General features: G+C 70.6%; 20 protein-coding genes. 7 read left to right on the top strand and 13 right to left on the bottom strand.

Annotated elements, in window-relative coordinates; genetic code table 11:
- The first annotated feature begins 21 nt into the window (after positions 1–21).
- The gene (locus FCL41_RS01700) at positions 22–1,053 is read left to right on the top strand and encodes an ATP-binding cassette domain-containing protein (protein ID WP_137064261.1); all 1,032 of its coding nucleotides are present in this window, start codon (positions 22–24) and stop codon (positions 1,051–1,053) included.
- Complete coding sequence (locus FCL41_RS01695; RefSeq protein ID WP_137064262.1) at positions 1,050–1,853, top strand: ABC transporter permease; 804 nt, start codon at positions 1,050–1,052, stop codon at positions 1,851–1,853. Before FCL41_RS01700 ends, FCL41_RS01695 begins: the two co-directional genes overlap by 4 nt.
- Before the next feature lie 24 nt (positions 1,854–1,877).
- Here FCL41_RS01695 and FCL41_RS01690 read toward each other — a convergent pair whose 3' ends face one another.
- From FCL41_RS01690 to FCL41_RS01675, 4 genes are all read right to left on the bottom strand, one after another.
- Entirely contained in the window at positions 1,878–2,621 is a 744-nt protein-coding gene (locus FCL41_RS01690) for a hypothetical protein (RefSeq protein WP_137064263.1), read from the bottom strand.
- A 108-nt stretch (positions 2,622–2,729) separates the two neighbouring features.
- Positions 2,730–3,647, bottom strand: a complete 918-nt coding sequence (locus tag FCL41_RS01685; RefSeq protein WP_212723034.1) for a 2-hydroxyacid dehydrogenase — start codon at positions 3,645–3,647, stop codon at positions 2,730–2,732.
- An 11-nt stretch (positions 3,648–3,658) separates the two neighbouring features.
- Complete coding sequence (gene purL, locus FCL41_RS01680) at positions 3,659–5,941, bottom strand: phosphoribosylformylglycinamidine synthase subunit PurL (protein WP_239021724.1); 2,283 nt, start codon at positions 5,939–5,941, stop codon at positions 3,659–3,661.
- A 21-nt stretch (positions 5,942–5,962) separates the two neighbouring features.
- The gene (locus FCL41_RS01675; protein WP_170970128.1) at positions 5,963–6,271 is read right to left on the bottom strand and encodes a Dabb family protein; all 309 of its coding nucleotides are present in this window, start codon (positions 6,269–6,271) and stop codon (positions 5,963–5,965) included.
- Between the two features lie 368 nt (positions 6,272–6,639).
- On the opposite strand from FCL41_RS01675, the gene FCL41_RS01670 reads away from it, so the two are divergent.
- From FCL41_RS01670 to FCL41_RS01655, 4 genes are all read left to right on the top strand, one after another.
- A complete protein-coding gene (locus tag FCL41_RS01670) occupies positions 6,640–7,752 on the top strand; it encodes a hypothetical protein (protein WP_137064266.1) in 1,113 nt (370 codons plus the stop codon).
- Positions 7,753–7,853: 101 nt separating this feature from the next.
- On the top strand, positions 7,854–9,239 hold the full coding sequence (locus FCL41_RS01665; protein WP_137064267.1) for a glycoside hydrolase domain-containing protein: 1,386 nt from the start codon (positions 7,854–7,856) through the stop codon (positions 9,237–9,239).
- Positions 9,240–9,323: 84 nt separating this feature from the next.
- Complete coding sequence (locus tag FCL41_RS01660) at positions 9,324–10,262, top strand: glycosyltransferase (protein WP_137064268.1); 939 nt, start codon at positions 9,324–9,326, stop codon at positions 10,260–10,262.
- Positions 10,259–10,717: a GtrA family protein gene (locus tag FCL41_RS01655; protein ID WP_137064269.1), complete on the top strand. Its 459-nt coding sequence runs from the start codon at positions 10,259–10,261 to the stop codon at positions 10,715–10,717. The genes FCL41_RS01660 and FCL41_RS01655 overlap by 4 nt, the downstream gene beginning before the upstream one ends.
- Here the strand turns inward: FCL41_RS01655 and FCL41_RS01650 are convergent.
- Positions 10,656–12,449: a DUF6020 family protein gene (locus FCL41_RS01650; protein ID WP_137064270.1), complete on the bottom strand. Its 1,794-nt coding sequence runs from the start codon at positions 12,447–12,449 to the stop codon at positions 10,656–10,658. The two genes, FCL41_RS01655 and FCL41_RS01650, sit on opposite strands and share 62 nt — an antisense overlap.
- Positions 12,450–12,568: 119 nt before the next feature.
- Here FCL41_RS01650 and FCL41_RS01645 point away from each other — a divergent pair, with 119 nt between their 5' ends.
- Complete coding sequence (locus FCL41_RS01645) at positions 12,569–13,699, top strand: hypothetical protein (RefSeq protein WP_137064271.1); 1,131 nt, start codon at positions 12,569–12,571, stop codon at positions 13,697–13,699.
- Positions 13,700–13,763: 64 nt separating this feature from the next.
- Here the strand turns inward: FCL41_RS01645 and FCL41_RS01640 are convergent, their stop codons facing one another.
- From FCL41_RS01640 to FCL41_RS01605, 8 genes are all read right to left on the bottom strand, one after another.
- Complete coding sequence (locus tag FCL41_RS01640) at positions 13,764–14,219, bottom strand: DUF3817 domain-containing protein (RefSeq protein ID WP_137064272.1); 456 nt, start codon at positions 14,217–14,219, stop codon at positions 13,764–13,766.
- A gap of 129 nt (positions 14,220–14,348) precedes the next feature.
- Positions 14,349–15,017, bottom strand: a complete 669-nt coding sequence (gene purQ / locus FCL41_RS01635; protein ID WP_137064273.1) for a phosphoribosylformylglycinamidine synthase subunit PurQ — start codon at positions 15,015–15,017, stop codon at positions 14,349–14,351.
- Entirely contained in the window at positions 15,017–15,268 is a 252-nt protein-coding gene (gene purS, locus FCL41_RS01630; protein WP_137064274.1) for a phosphoribosylformylglycinamidine synthase subunit PurS, read from the bottom strand. The genes purQ and purS overlap by 1 nt, the downstream gene beginning before the upstream one ends.
- 92 nt (positions 15,269–15,360) lie before the next feature.
- On the bottom strand, positions 15,361–15,552 hold the full coding sequence (locus FCL41_RS01625) for a hypothetical protein (RefSeq protein ID WP_137064275.1): 192 nt from the start codon (positions 15,550–15,552) through the stop codon (positions 15,361–15,363).
- 23 nt (positions 15,553–15,575) lie between these two features.
- Complete coding sequence (locus tag FCL41_RS01620) at positions 15,576–17,132, bottom strand: long-chain-fatty-acid--CoA ligase (RefSeq protein WP_137064276.1); 1,557 nt, start codon at positions 17,130–17,132, stop codon at positions 15,576–15,578.
- A 67-nt stretch (positions 17,133–17,199) separates the two neighbouring features.
- Complete coding sequence (locus tag FCL41_RS01615; RefSeq protein ID WP_137064277.1) at positions 17,200–17,934, bottom strand: anti-sigma factor; 735 nt, start codon at positions 17,932–17,934, stop codon at positions 17,200–17,202.
- The gene (locus FCL41_RS01610) at positions 17,921–18,616 is read right to left on the bottom strand and encodes an RNA polymerase sigma factor (RefSeq protein ID WP_239021723.1); all 696 of its coding nucleotides are present in this window, start codon (positions 18,614–18,616) and stop codon (positions 17,921–17,923) included. The genes FCL41_RS01615 and FCL41_RS01610 overlap by 14 nt, the downstream gene beginning before the upstream one ends.
- A gap of 37 nt (positions 18,617–18,653) precedes the next feature.
- Positions 18,654–19,292: a fasciclin domain-containing protein gene (locus tag FCL41_RS01605; RefSeq protein WP_137064278.1), complete on the bottom strand. Its 639-nt coding sequence runs from the start codon at positions 19,290–19,292 to the stop codon at positions 18,654–18,656.
- Positions 19,293–19,413: the final 121 nt, after the last annotated feature.

The raw sequence follows: 19,413 nt of genomic DNA, 5'->3' as shown, positions 1-19,413 counted from the left end.
ATCATCCCTAGCGTCGGACCCATGACGACGACAACCACCACCGAGGGATCCGCGATCGTGACGCGCGGACTGACCCGCCACTACCGAGGGCCGGGCAAGCAGACCGTCGAGGCCGTCCGCGACCTCGACCTCGAGATCGGCCAGGGCGAGCTGGTCGCCTTCCTGGGGCCCAACGGCGCCGGCAAGACGACGACGCTGCGCATGCTCACCACCTTGGTCGCCCCCACCACCGGCACGGCCCACGTGGCCGGCCACGACGTGGTCACCGCCCAGCGCGACGTCCGCCGCTCGATCGGCTACGTCGGTCAGGGCAACGGCGCCGGGCTCCAGCAGCTCGGGCGCGACGAGCTGGTCAGCCAGGGCCGGGCGTACGGCCTGGGTCGCCGCGCCGCGCACGCCCGGGCCGACGAGCTGATCGACGACCTCGACCTGACCGCGGTGGCCCGCCGCAAGGTCTCCACCCTGTCGGGCGGTCAGCGGCGCAGGCTCGACATCGCGATGGGGCTGGTCCACCTGCCCCGCGTGCTCTTCCTCGACGAGCCCTCGACCGGGCTCGACCCGCAGAACAGGGCCAACCTGCAGGAGCTCGTGCGACGGCTCCACCGCGAGACCGGGAGCACGGTCGTGCTGACCACCCACTACCTGGAGGAGGCCGATGCCCTCGCCGAGCGGGTGATCGTGATCGACCGCGGTCGGATGATCGCCGACGCCTCCGCCACCACCTTGAAGCGCGGACTGCGCGACCTGGTGGTGCTCGGCTTCGACGACGAGTCCGCGGCGGCCACGGCCACGACCCGGATCGCGCGGGTCGGGGCCGAGGCACTCGTCGAGCAGACCGGCTCCGAGGTGCGGCTGCGCTCGCGTGGCGCACACGCCGAGGTGAGCGACCTGCTGGTCGACCTGGCGGGTCAGGACCTGGCGGTCCGCAGCGTCGAGGTCGCCCGCCCCACGCTCGACGACGTCTTCCTCGAGCTCACCGGCAGGAGCCTGCGCGACGCCCACGAGGGCGCCGCGACCGAGACGAAGCAGGACGAGGACGAGGTGGCGGCATGAGCACGATGACATCCACGAGGACGACCCAGCAGGGTCTCGACCGCACCGCACCGCGGGGCAGCTTCGTCGGCGACACCCTCAACGTGATGGCACGGGAGCTGAAGCCGGTGTGGCGCGAGCCGATGTCGGTGCTCTTCGCGATGGTGCAGCCGTTGGTCTTCCTGGCGCTCTTCGCTCCCCTGCTCCCCGAGCTGGCCGAGGGATCGGCGCTGCAGTGGTTCGTGCCGGGCATCATCGCGATGACCTGCCTGATGGGCGCGAGCTTCACCGGCGCCAACCTGATGGAGGAGATGCAGTCCGGCTCGCACGAGCGCCAGCTGGTCTCACCGCTGGGGCGTCCAGCACTCCTGGTCGGGCGGGCCCTGAAGGAGATCGTGCCGATGCTGATGCAGACCGCGATCATCCTGGTCGTGGTCACCCCGTTCAGCTTCGACCTGCACGTCGGCGGCGTCCTGGTGGCGCTGCTCATCCTGGCGCTCTTCAGCATCGGCGTCGGCGCGCTCTCCTTCGCGCTCGCGCTCGCCGCGAAGGGCCAGGACTGGATGTTCTGGACCGTGCAGCAGACCTTCCTCTTCCCGGTGCTGCTGCTCGCGGGCGTGCTGCTCCCGGTCGAGGGAGCACCGCGGTGGATGCAGGTCGCCTCCGACCTCAACCCCCTGACGTACGTCGTCGAGGGCGTCCGCGCGCTCTTCTCCGGGCAGTTCCCGCTCGACACGGTGGCCGCCGGGTTCGCCGGGGCCGGGGTGGTCGCGCTGCTGGGGATCGGGGTGGGCGTGCGGTCGATGCGCCGGGCGGACTGAGCCCGGCCTGCGGATCCACTCGGCTCAGGTGGCCGAGGGGATCTCGACGTCGAACGCCAGGTCGGCGCGCGAGCTCTCCCCGAGCGGGGTGAGCTGGACGACGAAGCCGGTGGCGTGGTCGAGCACCACGTCGTACGCCTCGGGGTAGACCGCCTCGGGGTCCGGCTCGGGGCCGCCCGCCTCCGCCTCGAGCCGCTCGCTCACCTCGCTCCACAGCAGCTCGCAGCAGCCGCACCGCGGGTCGTAGCTCTCCGTGGGCACGCAGCGCGCGGCCCACGCCGTACGCCCGTGGTGCTGCACCTCGCGCACGTCGCTCACCTCGACGCCCCGGGCGAGCTCGCGGGGGTCGAGCATCGCGACCCAGAGGTAGTTGTCGTACATCGGGTCGTCGACCTCGAGGTACGGGTGGCGGGCACCGGGCCAGGAGTCGTCGTCCGGACGCACCAGGACCAGGCCGTCGTCACGCGTGATCGGGGTGACGTCGCGGGCCCAGGAGACGGGTGCCTCCAGGTGGGCGCGTACGACGTCCTCGTCGGTGTAGGTCTCGGGCATCCGACCGGCAGCCCGCAGGACCTGGGCGGGGATCTCCGCCTGACGGTTGTTGACCCAGCGGTGGGTGCCGCGCTCGTCGCGGACCGTCATCGTGCCAGGCCGCTCCAGCCACGCCTCGACGTCAGGCGCCCCGGCGCCGCGCCGGGTGAAGTGCGCCGTCGAGCAGCGCCACGGGGAGGAACGGGCGAGGGCGCGGAAGTCGTCGGCGGTGGGCACGCCCCCAGAATGCCAAGAACGCGGCCAGTGTGGGTCACATGCTGACCCGAACTGGCCGCGTTCTTGGGTCGCGGGGTCGCCGCAGGACTCAGCTCTCTCGGGCTCAGCTCAGCCGCGGTGCACGACGTGCGCCAGCTCCTCGCCGGCCACCAGCCGCTCGGCCTGGGCGCGCACCAGCGCGGCCATCCGCGGCAGCATCGCGGTGGTGCCACCGGCCACGTGCGGGGTGATCAGTACGCCGGGAGCCGACCAGAGCGGGTGGCCGTCGGGCAGCGGCTCGGGGTCGGTGACGTCGAGGGCGAAGCGGAGCCGACCGGCGTGCGCCAGGATCGCGTCGGTGTCGGCCACCGCGCCGCGCGCGACGTTGACGACCAGGGTGTCGTCGGAGAGCTTCGACAGGAAGGCGTCGTTGACCATCTTGTCGGTGCGGTCGGTGTGGGGCACCAGGAGCACGACGACGTCCTGGGCCGGCAGCAGGGCGGGCAGGTCGCCGAACCCGTGCACCTCGTCGAGCAGGTCGTCCGAGCGCGGACGACTCGCGACCCCGGTGACGATGGCCTTCATCGGGAGCAGCCGCTCGGCGAGCGCACGCCCGATGGAGCCGTAACCGAGGATCAGGACGCGGGCGTCGGCGAGCGACTGGCGCCCCGGCATCCGCACCCACCGGCCCTCGGCCTGGTGGCGGACAGCCTCGACGGTGCCGCGCAGCGACGCCAGGATCAGCCCGACCGCGTGCTCGGCGGTGGCGTCGTCGTGCACGCCGCTGGCGTTGCACATGGTCACGCCGGGCGGCATCTTCTCGGGCATGCCGTCGTAGCCGGCCATCTGCAGCTGGACGACGCGCAGCCCCGGGAGGTCACCGACCCGGTCGATCGCGACCGTGGAGGTCAGGTACGGCGGCACCCACAGGTCGACGTGCCGCGGCGGCTCGTCGGCGCCGCTCCACACCGACACCTCGGCGCCGTCGATCTCACCGACCGCCGCAGCGAGGGCGGCGTCGGGGAGGACCACCTGCAGCGGCTCCACGGCGTACGACCTCAGCCCAGCGCGGCGGGGAGGGTGGCGGACCAGACGTCCTTCACCTCGGCGACGGGCACCGAGAAGGCGCCCTCGACGACGAGGTCCTCACCGCCGGTGCGGCCCAGTGCGGTGACCTTGACACCGTGCTCGCCGGCCAGCGCCGCGAAGCGGTCGGCCTGCTCGTCGGTGACCGTGACCAGGGCCCGCGCGGACGACTCGGAGAAGAGGGCGACGAAGGCGTCGTCGGCGACCCCCGAGACGTTGACCGTGGCGCCGATCCCGTGGCGGAAGCCCGCCTCGGCCAGGGCGATCGCGAGGCCGCCGTCGGAGAGATCGTGGGCCGCGGAGACGAGGCCTTCGCTGGCGGCCGTGGTCAGCACGTCGGCCAACGCCTTCTCCGCTGCCAGGTCGACCTTCGGCGGGAGACCGCCGAGGTGCCCGTGCACGACGTGGGCCCACTCCGAGCCCGACAGCTCCTCGCGGGTCTCACCGAGCAGCAGGACCTGCTCGCCGGCGGCGCGGAAGTGGCTGGGCGTGCGCTTCGCGACGTCCTGGATGACGCCGAGGACGGCGACCACCGGGGTCGGCAGGATCGCGGTCTCGCCGGTCTGGTTGTAGAGCGAGACGTTGCCGCCCGTGACCGGGATGCCGAGCTCGAGGCAGGCGTCCTTGAGGCCGCGGCAGGCCTCAGCGAACTGCCACATCACGCCGGTGTCCTCCGGCGAGCCGAAGTTGAGGCAGTCGGAGATCGCCAGCGGCGTGGCGCCGCCGGTGGCGACGTTGCGGTAGGACTCGGCCAGCGCGAGCTGCGCACCCGTGTAGGGGTCGAGCTTGGCGTAGCGACCGTTGCAGTCGGTGGAGAGCGAGACGCCGAGACCGGTCTCGTCGTCGACGCGGATCATGCCGGAGTCCTCGGGCTGGGCCGAGACGGTGTTGCCGCGCACGTAGCGGTCGTACTGGTCGGTGATCCAGGACTTGTCGCAGAGGTTGGGGCTGCCGACCAGGGTGAGCAGCGTCTGCTTCAGCTCGTCACCGCTGCCGGGCCGCGCGAGCGCCTCGGCGGCGTCGGCCTGGAGGGCGTCCTGCCACTCGGGGCGCGCGTAAGGACGCTCGTAGACGGGGCCGTCGTGGGCCACCGAGCCGGGCGGCACGTCGACGACGCGCTCGCCGTGCCAGTCGATCTCGAGGCGGCCGGTGTCGGTGACCTCACCGACGACCGTGGCCTCGACGTCCCACTTGGCGCAGATCTCCATGAAGGCGTCGACGTTGTCGGGCGTGACGACGGCCATCATGCGCTCCTGCGACTCGCTCATGAGGATCTCCTCGGGAGCGAGCGTGGAGTCGCGCAGCGGTACGAGGTCGAGCTCGACGTGCATGCCGCCGTCACCGGCCGAGGCCAGCTCGGAGGTGGCGCAGGACAGGCCAGCGCCGCCGAGGTCCTGGATGCCGGAGACGACGCCGGCGGCGAAGAGCTCGAGCGTGCACTCGATGAGCAGCTTCTCCATGAACGGGTCGCCGACCTGCACGCTGGGCCGCTTGGCGGGGCCGCCCTCGTCGAACGTCTCGGAGGCGAGCACCGAGACGCCGCCGATGCCGTCGCCGCCGGTGCGGGCGCCGTACAGGATGACCTTGTTGCCCAGGCCGGTCGCGTTGGCGAGGTGAAGGTCCTCGTGGCGCAGGACGCCGATGGCGCCGGCGTTGACGAGCGGGTTGCCGAGGTAGGTCTGGTCGAAGACGGCCTCGCCGCCGATGTTGGGCAGGCCCAGGCAGTTGCCGTAGCCGCCGACGCCGGCCACGATGCCGGGCAGCACGCGGTGGGTGTCGGGCTCGTCGAGCGGGCCGAAGCGCAGCGGGTCCATCACGGCGACCGGGCGGGCACCCATCGCCAGGATGTCGCGCACGATGCCACCGATGCCGGTCGCGGCGCCCTGGTAGGGCTCGACGAACGACGGGTGGTTGTGCGACTCGACCTTGAAGGTGACCGCGTAGCCCTGGCCGATGTCGATGACGCCGGCGTTCTCACCGATGCCGGCGAGCATCTTGCCGACCGGGGTCTCCTGCGGGATCTCGCCGAACTGCTTCAGGTGGACCTTGGTGGACTTGTAGGAGCAGTGCTCGCTCCACATCACCGAGTACATCGCCAGCTCGGAGCTGGTGGGGCGACGCCCGAGGATCTCGCGGATGCGCGCGTACTCGTCGGCCTTGAGGCCGAGGTCGGCCCACGGCTGCTCGCGCTCCGGGTCGTGGGTGGCGACGGCCACCGTGTCCAGCTGGCTGGGGGTGCGGGAAGTCTCGGCCACGAGGAGCAATCTACCCGGCACTCAGGACAGGAAGACCGGGCCTGCACTCTGGATGAACACCTTGGAGGCGAGCACCGGCTTGACGTGCTCCTCCACGACCGCGACGTGGGCGGGGTGGGCGCCGTACGCGGCCCACGACTCCTGGGTGTCGAAGGTCATCGCGAAGAGCACGTCGGCGTTGCCCTCGCGGATCTTCGCGTCGGTGACCACGCTGGCCTTCTCCAGGCCCGGGACGACGCCGACGAGCTCGCGCAGCGCCTGGGCGAGCGCCTCGCGCTGCTCGTCGGTGGCCGTCTCGACGAGGGTGAGGACGCCGATGTGCTGGAACATGTCTTCTCCTGGGAGGTGAGGGCTGACGAGCGCGGCGATGAGGGCCATGTCAGGTCGTCCGACGCGATCGCACCGAGGGGTGTCCGCCCGTGGCGGGCAGGACCGTCGAAGCCACGTGAGGTACGCGTGTCGCAATGTGGCTGGGCGTCAGGACGGTGGGCTTCATCGAATATATTCTTACACGAACCAGTGGTGTGTTGGTGACCTCTGGTCCGGCGACGGTCGGACCGGAACGAGGCCCGCGAGTCCCCTCCCGGACTCGCGGGCCTTTCCGTCATCCCTGGGGTCGATCGGCGGGCGGCGGAGCCCTCGGCGTGCCACGATGTGCGACGCCTGTCACACATCGGAACCCACCACCCAGGACTCCCATGCCGGTCACCATCGACGAGAAGTCCGTCGCCGCCCGCGTCGCCCTGCGCCGCCGCCGCGAGAGGATCGGCGTCGTCGACCTCCGGGTGCACCTCGATGGGCTGGACCGCCACGCCTCCTGGCACGCGACCGAGGATGCCATCGCCGCCGTGCCCCACCTCTCCGAGGACAGCACTGCCTACCCCACCGTCGGTGGCACGCTCGCGCTGCTGTCCCTGGCCTCTCGACCGGTCGCCTCCTTGGCGATGCTCCAGGAGGTCGCCGATCACCTGAGCGCCCGCGGCCTCCACGGGTCGATCGACGCCACCGACCTCCCGGCGCCCCGGCCCCCATTTGACCGCCCCTGTCCCGTCGCCCGGATGGGGTTCACCGTCGACCCACCGGTGTCGGCCGGACCGTTCAACGACGCCGGGGTGCCCGAGCCGCGATGGTCCGCGGCGCAAGCTGGTCACGAGGCGCTGCTCACCCACCTCACCGCTCTCGCCGACACTGCCCCAGCAGCACGCCTCGGCTCCGCCGACGTCCTTCTGGTGCCGACCCACCCGGAGCACACCCGGGACGTGGTCGAACAGGAGCTGGAGCACTGGTCCGAGTGCGACTTCGCCACCTACTCCGAAGCTCCCGACGCCAAGTCAGGCCCCGAGATCGTGCGTCATGCGGTGAGCATGTGGCACCTGGGCACCGTGACGTGGGGCAACGCTGACCCGGGCCTCGGCGACCAGCAGGCGTCGTACGCCCATGAGAGCTTGCTGCGACGGTTCGCCGCGCACCTCGACGTCGGGTTCGTGGGGTACTGCGCACCCACTCCATCGGCACGCCTGTACCTGGACTCGGTCCCCTGGGGTGACCGTCGGCACCTGTGGGCGTCGTACGTGCCGGCGCCGCACGGGGTGCAGCTCCTCACGAATGCCCACCTCGACCGGGCTCACGACCTCTCGGGGTGGCTTCTGGACGAGGTGGTACCGGGGCGCTGGCTGGTGACCCATCCCGACCGGGAGGCCTGGCTGACCCCCGAGCCGGACCCCGAGCTCGTCGCGCAGGCGACGGCGGACTTCGGGGCGATGGTCCTCACCTTCGAGACGGCGCTGGCGCATCCCATCCACCCCGCCTGACCTGCGAAAACTACACTCCTGTAGTTCGCGGCAGCGCTGTTACTGGTGTGACTCGTGGGGTTATGGTCATCGAACTTCCCCCGTTGCACCCGGAGTCAGCCATGCCCTCGAACCAGCCCGCCGCACGTGCCTTCGTACGCCGCCTCACCGCGGCCGCCGGGACGCTCGCGCTCAGCGCCGCCCTGCTCACGACCACGGCGCCCGCTGCCTCGTCCGCACCGGCCGTCGCCACGGTCGCGAAGAAGACGACGAACCCCGTCACGCCCGGCAACTTCAAGGGCTACGGCTTCGACCAGTGCCTCGCGCCCACGCAGCAGAAGATGGACGCCTGGCTGAACCACTCGCCCTACCTCGCCGTCGGCATCTACATCTCGGGCGACTCCCGCGCCTGCCGCAGCCAGCCCAACCTGACCCCGCGCTGGGTCTCGACCCAGCTGAGCAAGGGATGGCGGCTGCTGCCGATCGCGCTCGGCCCGCAGGCGTCCTGCCAGGAGCGTTTCCCGCGCTACAAGGACGACTTCACCATCAACCCGACTCCGGGCAAGGGGGGCCGCTACCCGAAGGCGCGTACGCAGGGTGCCCGTGAGGCCGAGAAGAACGCCGCCGACGCCGAGGCGCTCGGCCTGCGCCACGGCAGCACCCTCTGGTACGACCTCGAGGGCTTCACGCTGACCAACAAGCACTGCCGCGAGTCCGCGCTCGCCTTCGTCTCCGCCTGGGTCAACCGGATCCACCAGCTCGGCTACGTGTCCGGCATGTACTCCGGCGCCAGCTCGGGCATCAAGATGGTCGACGACGCCCGCGTCGAGCGTCCGGGCAAGTTCAAGCTGCCGAAGAACATCTGGATCGCCCGCTGGGACGGCAAGGCCAACACCTCCACCGACTACATCCGCAACGACGGGTGGCGCCCCGGTGGCCGCATGAAGCAGTACCTCGGCGGCCACGACGAGCGGTACGGCAACGTCACCATCAACATCGACACCAACTTCCTCGACCTCGGCAAGGGCAACCACCCCGGCACCGAGCGGCGCTGCAACGGCATCAGGACCTCGTTCACGTCGTACCCCGCGATCAAGCCGGGCACGACGTACAAGGGCCGGGTCCAGGCGCTCCAGTGCGCGCTCAAGGAGCAGGGCCACTACCCGTGGCGGATGCACGGCAAGTACAACAAGCGCACCCAGAAAGCGGTCGCTGCGTGGCAGCGCGCCCACGGCCTGCGCACCTCCACGACGTTCAGCCAGAGCCACTGGGTGCGCCTGCACAGCCACGGCGCCCGGCCGGTGCTGAAGGTCGGCTCGGCCAGCAACGCCGTCCGTCGTCTCCAGCGTGCCCTCGTGGCGGCGGGCGTGAGCAAGGACGTCGCGACCGGCGTCTACGACCAGAAGACGAAGAAGGCCGTGAAGGCCTACCAGAAGCGGCGCAAGATGACCCGGAACGGCAACGCCCACCCGGTCGTCTGGCGATACCTCGCCTCAGGGGTGCGCTGATCGAGTAGGGTCGCGGCGCCGCGGGCCGGTCCCTGGACGAGGTCGGCAGCGCACCCGCCTGCCCAGACGAACCCCCGGGGGACCATGCAGCTCGACCACCTCTCGATCGCCGCGATCGTGCCGTGCCACAACGAGGAGCTCACCGTCGGAACGGTGGTCCGCGACCTGCGCGCGGCGCTGCCCACCGCGACGGTCTACGTCTACGACAACAACTCCACGGACCAGACCGCCAAGGTCGCCCAGGAGGCCGGGGCCGTGGTCCGCACGGAGTCCCGCAAGGGCAAGGGCAACGTGGTCCGGCGCGCCTTCGCCGACATCGAGGCTGACGTCTACCTGATGATCGACGGCGACGACACGTACGACGCATCCGCGGCGCCGCTGCTCGTCAAGACGCTGCTGTCCGGCCCCTACGACCACGTCCTGGGGTGCAGGGTCGACACCCAGGACACCAGCAGCTATCGCCCCGGGCACGCGTGGGGCAACAAGATGTTCAACCAGGTCACCTCGCTGGCCTTCGGCGAGCCGGTCACCGACATGCTGTCGGGCTACCGCGTCTTCTCCCGGCGCTACATCAAGTCGTTCCCGGCGGACTCCGAGGAGTTCGAGATCGAGACCGAGCTGACCATCCACGCGGCCAACCTGCGGGTGCCGCAGATCGAGGTGCCGGTGGGGTTCCAGGACCGCCCCGCCGGGTCGGAGTCGAAGCTCAGCACCTTCCGCGACGGTTTCAAGATCCTGGGCCTGCTCGGGCACCTGCTCGTGCACGAACGCCCGCGCCTGGCCTTCAACGTGGCGAGCGCGCTGTCCGTCCTCCTGGGGCTCGCCCTGGGCCTGCCGGTCGTCGCCGACTACCTGGAGACTGGCCGGGTCGACCGCTTCCCGACCGCCATCCTGGCCTCGTCGCTGGTGGTCATCGGGGTCCTGCTCCTCGCCGTCGGGATGATCCTCTACGGAGTGCTGCGCGGACGCCAGGAGACCCGGCGCCTGTTCTACCTGCAGCTGCCGGCCCCACCCCAGCCATGAGGATCGGGTCGCGCAGCGTCGACCGCTACCTGCTGGTCGGGCTCTTCAACACCGCGCTCGACCTCGCGCTCTTCTCGCTGCTGGCCGTGGGCATCGGCATGGCCGCGGTGCTGGCCAACACGATCTCCACGGTCTGCGTGATGACCGTCAGCTTCTTCATCAACCGCGCCTGGGTCTTCCGCTCGCAGTCCTCCGGCGTCGCGGTCTACCTGCGCTTCGCCGGGGTCACGCTCTTCACCGGCCTCGTCGTGCAGTCGGCGGTGATCGTCGCGGCCCTCGGCCTGGCCGAGGCCGTGGCGCCGTCGGCCGCCCACGAGCTGGTCACCCCCGCGGCCAAGGTCCTCGCGATGGGCACGGGCATGGTGGTCAACTTCCTGGGCTACCGGTGGCTCTTCACCCCGACGCAGGCACCTCAGCCGGAGTCTGCTCCGGCTGACGATCGTCCATCGCCATGAGCAGCACCACGACCGCCAGGCCGTAGGTGAACCCGAGGGCGTAGCGTCCTCCGGCTGCGAGCGGCGACATGGCCACGATGCCGACCTGCAGGGCGAAGGGCATCGCCCACAGCCAGGCGAAGCGGCGGCGCACCACGATGGCGGCCGCACAGAGGAGCACGACGGCCACCGTCCGCACCGAGTGCGAGAGCAACGGGCGGCACAGCTCGGCGCTGTAGCAACCGCCCGCCCACTCGCGCAGCGCCGGACGCGCGGCGTCGTTGACCGGGACCGGAGCGATGGAGTGGTCCCCCACCACCCGCTCGTAGTCACCCTTCCAAGGCGGGTACCAGTGGGTGCCCTGGTCGAACGGGTCGAGGTAGCGGTAGCTCTTGGCGACCAGTGCGTCGACGAAGGTGTCGGGGTGCTCGGCACCTGCGCGCAGCCAGATGCCGGTGAAGTCGTCCCAGTCCTCCGGTTGCACGGTCTGGTAGCGGAAGCTCTCGGTCTTCTTGGCATACGGGCCCGTCGACTTCACCGGGTCCGAGATGTCCGGGTCGTAGGCCGCGGCCATCGCCTCGAGGTCGAAGATCCGCGACAGCGCCTCGCGGTCCTCGGTGGAGAGCGCGTCGGGGTGCTCGCGCAGGATGAGGGCGAGCTGCTGCAGCTGTACGCCCTTGGTCTCGATCGGGTCCCCGGGGATCAGCACGCCGAAGGCCACCGCCGCGGAGACCGTGCCGTGCACCAGGAGGGCCGGCACCGCCATCACCGCCAGCGGCGCGAACCGACCCCGGCGTACGCCCAGCATCACCAGCGCCTGGACGACCAGCAGGATCCAGCCGAAGAGCACGGAGACCGCGACCGCCAGCGAGATGACCGTGGTCTCGACGTACCAGCGCCGGCCCACGGGCTTCGGGGAGTGGACGTACTGCGCCACCAGCGCCAGCCACCACACGAAGGCGGCGGCGAAGAGGTGGTTCTTGGTGTGGGACATGCTCCACACCGCGATCAGCGGTGAGCCGGCGACGACGGCGAGGGCGAGGGCACGGACCTTCCAGCTCGTCACCAGACGACCCAGGATCGAGAAGGCCCGGCCGAAGGCGACGAGCGTGAAGATCAGCGAGAGCGTGCTCAGCAGGAAGATCCCGGGCATCGCGCTGTCGAAGAGCACGATGCTGGCCTTGGTGACCGCGCCGTAGTAGAGCATCAGGTAGAAGTTGTGGTGGTTCGACCAGATGCGTTCGCTGTCGGGCAGCAGGTAGTGGGAGGTCGGGTAGGCCTCGTAGGGCGCGATCACGCCGTCGGTGAAGTCGGAGCGCTCCAGCAGGAACTCGCCGATCATCCGGGCGAAGTCCGGGTTGGGCTGGCCGGGCCACGACAGCAGGATCCACGGCGACCACAGCACGGCCACCGCCACGGCGCCGTGCCACCAGCGGGCGAAGACCCACGTCACCGCCCGCTCGAGTCGGCGGGTCCACACTCCCTGCGCAGGGCGGGAGGTCACGCCGTGGCGCCATCGGTCGAGCCAGCGGCAGGTCCACCGGAAGAGCACGGCGTACGCGGCCAGGCAGAGCGCCCAGACCAGCAGCGAGGCCACCGGTCGGTCAGCCACGACCGCGGTGAGCAGGAAGTACGGCGCGTCGTCCGGCGCCAGGAAGCGGGCGATGAACCCGATGGCCGTCGCGGTGGCGACGACCACCACAGCCACCCACCCGGCCACGGCCGCGCAGAACTTCGTCAGACCAGGAGGCACGGGGCGGAGTCTAGGGATCCGGGAGCAGGGCGCGGGCGAGCGACTCGCGGACGACGTATCCGCTTCTTCTGCCAGGCATTTCGGAGACACACCGAGGAACCGGCTCCACACTGGCCACCATGACCATCACCGTTGACCTCGACAGCATCAGGCGACGTCACCAGGAACGCACGCGCCGCCAGAGCTTCGCCGGCATCGACCTGTGGGTCCACCTGGACGGAGTGGACAGGCATGAGGCGCGTACGGCCGTGCTGGACGCCGTCACGCCGCTTCCCGGCGGGGCCGACGACGACCTCGAGGTCCTGCCCACGAGTGGCGGCACGTACCTGTGGCTTCCGGTCGGTGACAACTGGACCAAGGACGTCGAGACGCTCGCCGCCAACCTGACAGCCGCCGGGTTCACCGGTGAGATCAGCCCAGCCCCCGTGAGCACGTCGGTCCAACTGATGTCCCGGGCGTTCGCCCCCACGGCCTTCCTGGCCTTCACCCTCGACCCGCCGATCGAGGACGGCCCGTTCGCCCTCCACCGACCCGTCCGCCGGTGGGGCGTGACGGACGTGGCACAGGCAGCTTTCCTCGCCGAGGCCACCTCCTGGGTGACACGCGCCGGCATGCACACCTGGGCAGGGCACACATTGATGGTGCCTGTGACGGCGGAGGACTCGGCAGAGGTCCTGCCTCACCTCCTGGATGCAAGGGAGTCTGTGCCCGTGATCGAGCTCGCAGGCCTCCCCGCACCCGGAGAGGAGGGCAGGGAGCTGATGCGCCGTACGCTCACGCTCGACCTCTTCGGCCAGTCCGCCTGGAGCAACGCCGACCCGGAGATCAGCACGGCCCAAGGGGTCCACGAGCTGGTCCAGCTGATCATCCGGCTCGCGCCTCACCTCGACGTCGCCGTGCTCGGCGCAGCGCGACCCGCCACCACCGAGTTCCACGACCTCCAAACCCCGGCGTACGGACTCGTCCGTCACCTGTGGCACTCCTACGTCCCGGACGCTGCCCCCGTGCTGCTCCTCACCGACCGGCACATGGAGCGCGTCGGCGACCTCTCGGCCTGGCAGGTCCAGGAGGTGGCGCCCGGACGTCACCTCCTCCAGTGGCACCGGCTGGACGACTGGTTCACCCCGCCGACGGAGACCGGGCACGTCGACCCCGACGCCGACGCCCTCGCTCGTGCACGGCACGACCTGCGCGACCTCTTCGTGACCCGCGCCGTCCGCAAGGCGAACCCGCTCCGGCAACGTTCCTGAGCCTCGCCCATCCAGGGCATGCCACGACGGCGCACAACCCGGGGCTGACCCGGGCCGACCAGCCTCAGTGGCTGCCGTCTCCCGGCGGACCGGCCGCCAGCGCCAGCGCGAAGAGCACGGCCACCACGACGACGCCGGCCAGCGCGCCCTGGAACGGCTTGCGGATCACGAACGTGGCGAGTTTCTCCAGCGGGTTGCCCGCCGTCTCGGCACCCAGCCGCCAGGTGTCGGCGACCAAGCCGCGACGCTCGGCGTACCACTCGAACCAGAGCGTCACGAACGGCGGCACCGAGGTCAGCACACCGAGGAACCAGCGACCCAAGCCCCACTTCTGGTCGACCGCCACGAAGGTGGTCACCACGCAGTAGGCGAGGAAGGCGGCACCGTGGATCGGCCCGGCGATGCTCACGCCCACGTCAGTCGTGTGGGTGACGTACTTGAGCACCATGCCGATGATCAGCAGGGCCCAGGTCGCCGCCTCGAGGCGCGCGACGAGGCGGTAGAGGGTCTTCGGGTTCATGGTGGGGCTCCGGGTGGTTCGGGAACTCGGGGTACGAGTCGGGCCGGTGGTGCAGGCGTACGGACGCGCTCGTGGTGCGTGCCGCACTGGCGAGCCTGGCGGGGGGTGGGTGCCGGGCAACGCCTGGGATCAGGCGAACACCTGCTCGGCGAGCGAGGTGAAGAAGCCGAGCCCGTCGGTGCCGGGGCCGGTCATCGCCTCGACAGCGTGCTCGGGGTGCGGCATGAGACCGACCACGTTGCCGCGCTCGTTGGTGATGCCGGCGATGTCGCGCGCCGACCCGTTGGGGTTGCGGCCGAGGTAGCGGGCCACCACGCGCCCCTCACCCTCGAGCATGTCGAGGGTCTCGGTGTCGGCGATGAAGTTGCCCTCACCGTTCTTCAGCACGACGGTGATCTCCTGGTCCTTGGCGTAGGCCGAGGTCCAGGCGGTGGTGTTGTTCTCGATGCGCAGCAGCTGGTCGCGGCAGACGAACTTGCGGGCCTCGTTGCGGATCAGCGCGCCGGGCAGCAGGTGCGACTCGCAGAGGATCTGGAAGCCGTTGCAGATGCCGAGCACGGGCATGCCCTTGGCGGCCGCCTCGGCGACCTCGGTCATGACCGGTGAGAAGCGCGAGATCGCACCGCAGCGCAGGTAGTCGCCGTAGGAGAAGCCACCCGGGAGGACGACCGCGTCGACTCCCTTGAGGTCGTGGTCGCCGTGCCACAGCGCGACCGCCTCGTTGCCGCCGATGCGGACCGCGCGCTGGGCGTCGACGTCGTCGAGCGTGCCCGGAAAGGTGACGACACCGATCTTCATCAGGCGTCAGCCTCGACGCGGACCTCGAAGTCCTCGATCACCGGGTTGGAGAGCAGTGTCTCCGCCATCTGGGCCACCTCGGCGAGGATCTCGTCGGTGACCTCACCCTCGAAGGTGAGCTCGAACCGCTTCCCCTGGCGTACGTCGGTGACGCCACCGAAGCCCAACCGCGGGAGTGCGCCGAGGACGGCCTTTCCCTGGGGGTCGAGGATCTCGGGCTTGGGCATGACGTCGACGACGACTGTGGCCACGGGGCTGCTCCTGTGCGCGCGGGGAAATCTCCTCGCGGAGTCTATCCGCCCACGCACAGGCTCCTGACCAGCGGCCGCATCGGGAGCAGACGTCAGTGGGGCCGGCCCTTGAGCACGACGATCAGCAGCGCCAGGCCGAGGCCGGCGACGATCGGGCCGATGGTGGCCCAGATCTCCACGCCGCTCATGGCGGAGCTGCCGATCCACCCCAGCCCCTGGAAGGTCCACACGGCTCCGGAGACGAGCATGAGGACACCGAGCGCGACGCCGAAGGACTTGGCCATGCGGGCAGCCTACGGTGGCCCGCTCACAGCTCGCGCTTGAGGATCTTGCCCGTCGCCGTCATCGGCAGGGAGTCGCGGAACTCGATGATGCGCGGATACTTGTACGCCGCCATCTGCTCCTTGCCCCACGCCAGCAGCTCGTCCTCGGTCACCGTCGCCCCCGGCTTGCGGATGACCACGGCCTTGATCTCCTCGCCGTGACTGTCGTGCGGGACACCGATCACCGCAGCCAGCGAGACGTCCGGATGGGTGAGCAGCACCTCCTCGATCTCGCGCGGGTAGACGTTGTAGCCGCCTCGGATGATCAGGTCCTTGGTGCGGTCGACGATGTAGTACCACCCGTCCTCGTCGACCCGGGCCAGGTCGCCGGTGCGGAACCAGCCGTCCTGGATGACCTCAGCCGTCGCCTCGGGCCGGTTGTAGTAGCCCTTCATGACGTTGGGCCCCTTGATCGCGATCTCGCCGACCTCACCGGCAGGCGCCTCGTCCCACTGGCCGGGCACGGGGTTGATCAGCTTCATCTCGACGCCGGGGATCGCCGGGCCGATGGAGCCGGGGCGTACCGGCTCGCCGAACGTCGAGAAGCTGGCGACCGGCGAGGTCTCCGAGAGCCCGTAGCCCTCCATGATCGTGACGCCGAAGCGCCGCTCGAACTCGCGGTGCACCTCGACCGGCAGCGCGGCACCGCCGGAGACGGCGACGCGCAGGTGCTCGGCGATCCCCTTGACGTCGACGCCGGAGTCGTCCAGGACGCCGAGCAGGGCCCAGTACATCGTCGGGACGCCCGCGAAGAAGGTGATCCTCTCCGCGGCCATGAGCTGGAGCGCGGCCTCGGCGTCGAAGCGCGGCAGCATCACGATGGTGCCACCGAAGGCGATCGCACTGTTCTGGATCACCGTCTGGCCGAAGGAGTGGAAGAGCGGGAGGACGCAGAGGTAGGTGTCCGGGCGCTCCGCATCGGCCCCGAAGAGCTGGTCGGAGGCCAGCGCGTTGGAGAGCATGTTGGAGTGGGTCAGCTCCGCGCCCTTGGGCTGGCCGGTCGTGCCCGACGTGTAGAGGATGACGGCACCGTCGTCGCCGGACAGCTCCGGGCCGGTGAAGTCGGCGGAGGCGCCCGCCATGGCCGTGACCATCGACTCCGTGCCCGTGATCGGCGACGGAGCGCCCATCTGGGCGGTGATGACGAAGAAGTGCTCGCAGGAGTCGGTGGCGGTGAAGGCGGCATGGCCCTCCCGTCCCATCGGCATCTCGGGAGTGCCCTCGAAGCAGAGGTAGGCCTTCGCCTCCGAGTCCGCCAGGTGGTAAGCCACCTCACGGCCCTTCAGCAGCACGTTGAGCGGCACCACGGTCGCGCCGGCCTTGAGGATGCCGTAGTAGGCGATCGTGAAGAAGGGCAGGTTGGGGCAGGTCAGCGCCACCTTGTCGCCGGGGCCGATGCCGCGCGAGGCGAGCAGGCTGGCGCAGAGCGTCGAGTACTGGTCGAGCCGGGCGTAGCTGAGCCGCATGTCGCCGATCACGATCGCGGTGCGGTCACCGAAACGGGCAGCGGTGTCGGAGAGCAGGGACGCGAGATTCGTCATGGAGCCGAATGTAGTGGTCCACGCCACACTCGGGGAGCCGCCGAACCACGGGCGGCTGGTCCGTCGGTCAGGCGATCTCGCCCCGGGCCAGGCTCTGGCCGGAGTGCACGGGGTCACCGTCGTCGGGCTCGTAGGAGATGTCGACGATCCGGTAACCCCGGTCGAGCAGCCGTTCGGGGAAGTCGAAGTCGCCGGCCTCCCCCGCGGGCAGCAGCCCGAGCGAGACCATCCGCTTGCCGTCGACGTTGATCAGCCACACCTCGCGCGTGCCGTCCGACTCCCCGGCCGGGCCACCGAGGTCGCTCGCCTCGACGTGCAGCACGAGGTGGTCGCCGACACGGCGTACGACCGCCGCACCGCGGTCCTCCGGCGCCCCGTCGAGGGAGGCCAGGGGGGCCTCGCCCACGACCTGCGCCTGCGGGGCCGGCTCGTCCTGCTGGTCGGGCGCCACGATCCAGGCGCCGAGCCCCACGCCGGCGGCGAGGGCGACCGCGGCAGCTGTCGCAGCGAACCAGGTCGGCACGGCTCGGCGACGCCTGATCGGCGTGACCTCGGGCGGCCGGCCGAGCTCGGCCCGGACGCCCTCCCACACCGAGGCGGGCGGGCGGGCGAGCGTCGTGCCGCCGCCGACGGCGATGAGCTCCAGCGTCTCACGCAGCGCAGCGACCTCGGCGGTGCAGCTCGCACAGTCGGCCAGGTGGTCGCGCTGCTGCGGGTCGAGGCCGAGCTCGTCGGCCGACTCCCCCATCGCGAGGGCAGCCAGGAGCTCGGTGGCGACGTGGTCGTGCTCAGCTGAACTCATGACGCACCTCCTCCAGCGTCCGTCGTAGGTGGACCAGGCCGCGTCGCAGGTGGCTCTTGACCGTGCCGAGCGGAAGTCCGGTCCGGGTGGAGATCTGTTCGTGGGTGAGGTCCTCGTGGAAGGCCAGGCGCAGGATCGTACGCCGCGGCTCACCGAGCTCGTCGACCTGTTGCGCCAGCACCAGCCGGTCGACGACACCGCCCATGGCGTCGGACGCCGCCGGCTCGCCTTGCTCCTGCACACCGGAGCTGGCCTCACGGGCGACGACCGAGGCGACCTTCTGGGCGTCACGGGCTCGTTCGGCCAACCGGTCGGAGATCCGGTGCCGCGCGATGCCGATCAGCCACGCCGGCAGCGCGTGGTCGCTGGGGTTCAAGGTGTGGCGACTGCGCCACGCCGAGATGAAGACCTGCTGGGTGACGTCCTCCGCCTCGTGGTGGGCACCGAGGGCGCGGACCGCGACCGTGTGCACCAGCGACGACCACCGTCGGAAGACCTCTTCGAGGCAGTCCCGGTCACCGTCCCGCAGGCCTACGGCCAGGTCGGCGACCGTCAGCTCGTAGCTCGAGGCGCTCACCTCGTCACCGTACAGCCCCGTGGCCGACCGCCCCGTGACGTCGTCGTACGTCTCGGGACGGCCGGCGGCCGGGTCCGGGCCGAGCGGCCCGGGGGCGACCCACACGACGGACTCGTGGCCAGCGTCAGCGCACCGGTCGGGCTCAGAGGTCGATCGGGCGCAGCACGCGGTCGATGCCGTGGGCGATCTGCTTGTTGCCCTTGTTGATGTCGACCTTCGACAGGACCACGCGCGGGTTGCGGTTGTTGGGGTCGCGGTCGAGCAGCTTGATCTGCGGCTTCTTGCCCGTGCGGACCTTGACCTTGACCGTGCCGCCCTGGGCGGTGGTCAGCACGGCGTTGTTGGACTTCAGGGCCGCCTTGCTGTTGATCTTGGCGCCCGGCACGACGTGGTAGAGCAGCACCTGCTCGACCGTGTCGACGCCGGCCACCCGGACCAGGGTGTTGAAGATGCGCTTCTCCGAGCGCAGACGCTTGCCGGTGAGGTCGTGGACGAGGAGGCGGAAGGCCTCGTCGTTGGGGATGAAGGCGGTCAGCTTGACGCTTCCGTCGGCGAGCAGGGCGACGGGCGAGTCGGGCTTCGCCTTCACGACGGCCAGCGCGGCCTCGGTGACGATGTCGAAGTCGTTGCGGTTCTTGTCGAAGTGGTTGCCGTCAGAGGTGAGCACCTTGACGAGGGAGCGCTCCTTGGGGGCGGCGTTGGCCGTGCCGACCGGGCCGACGGTGGCGAGGATGGTGGCGGCCGTGGCGAGGGCGGCGATGGAACCGGTGAGGCGCTTCATGGGACTTCCTCTCGAACGTCCGGGCACCACGGTGGCGCCCTGTTGACGTCTTCTCCGCAGATGTGCCGCTCGTGGATGCACCGGACGAGAAGAAATCGAGAAAGTTTCTGGGGGCTCCGCA

This window comes from Nocardioides jishulii (genome assembly GCF_006007965.1).
Taxonomy (GTDB): Bacteria; Actinomycetota; Actinomycetes; order Propionibacteriales; family Nocardioidaceae; genus Nocardioides; species Nocardioides jishulii.
The sequence above is the reverse complement of the archived record's forward strand: the minus strand, read 5'-3'. Positions and strand labels throughout refer to the sequence as shown.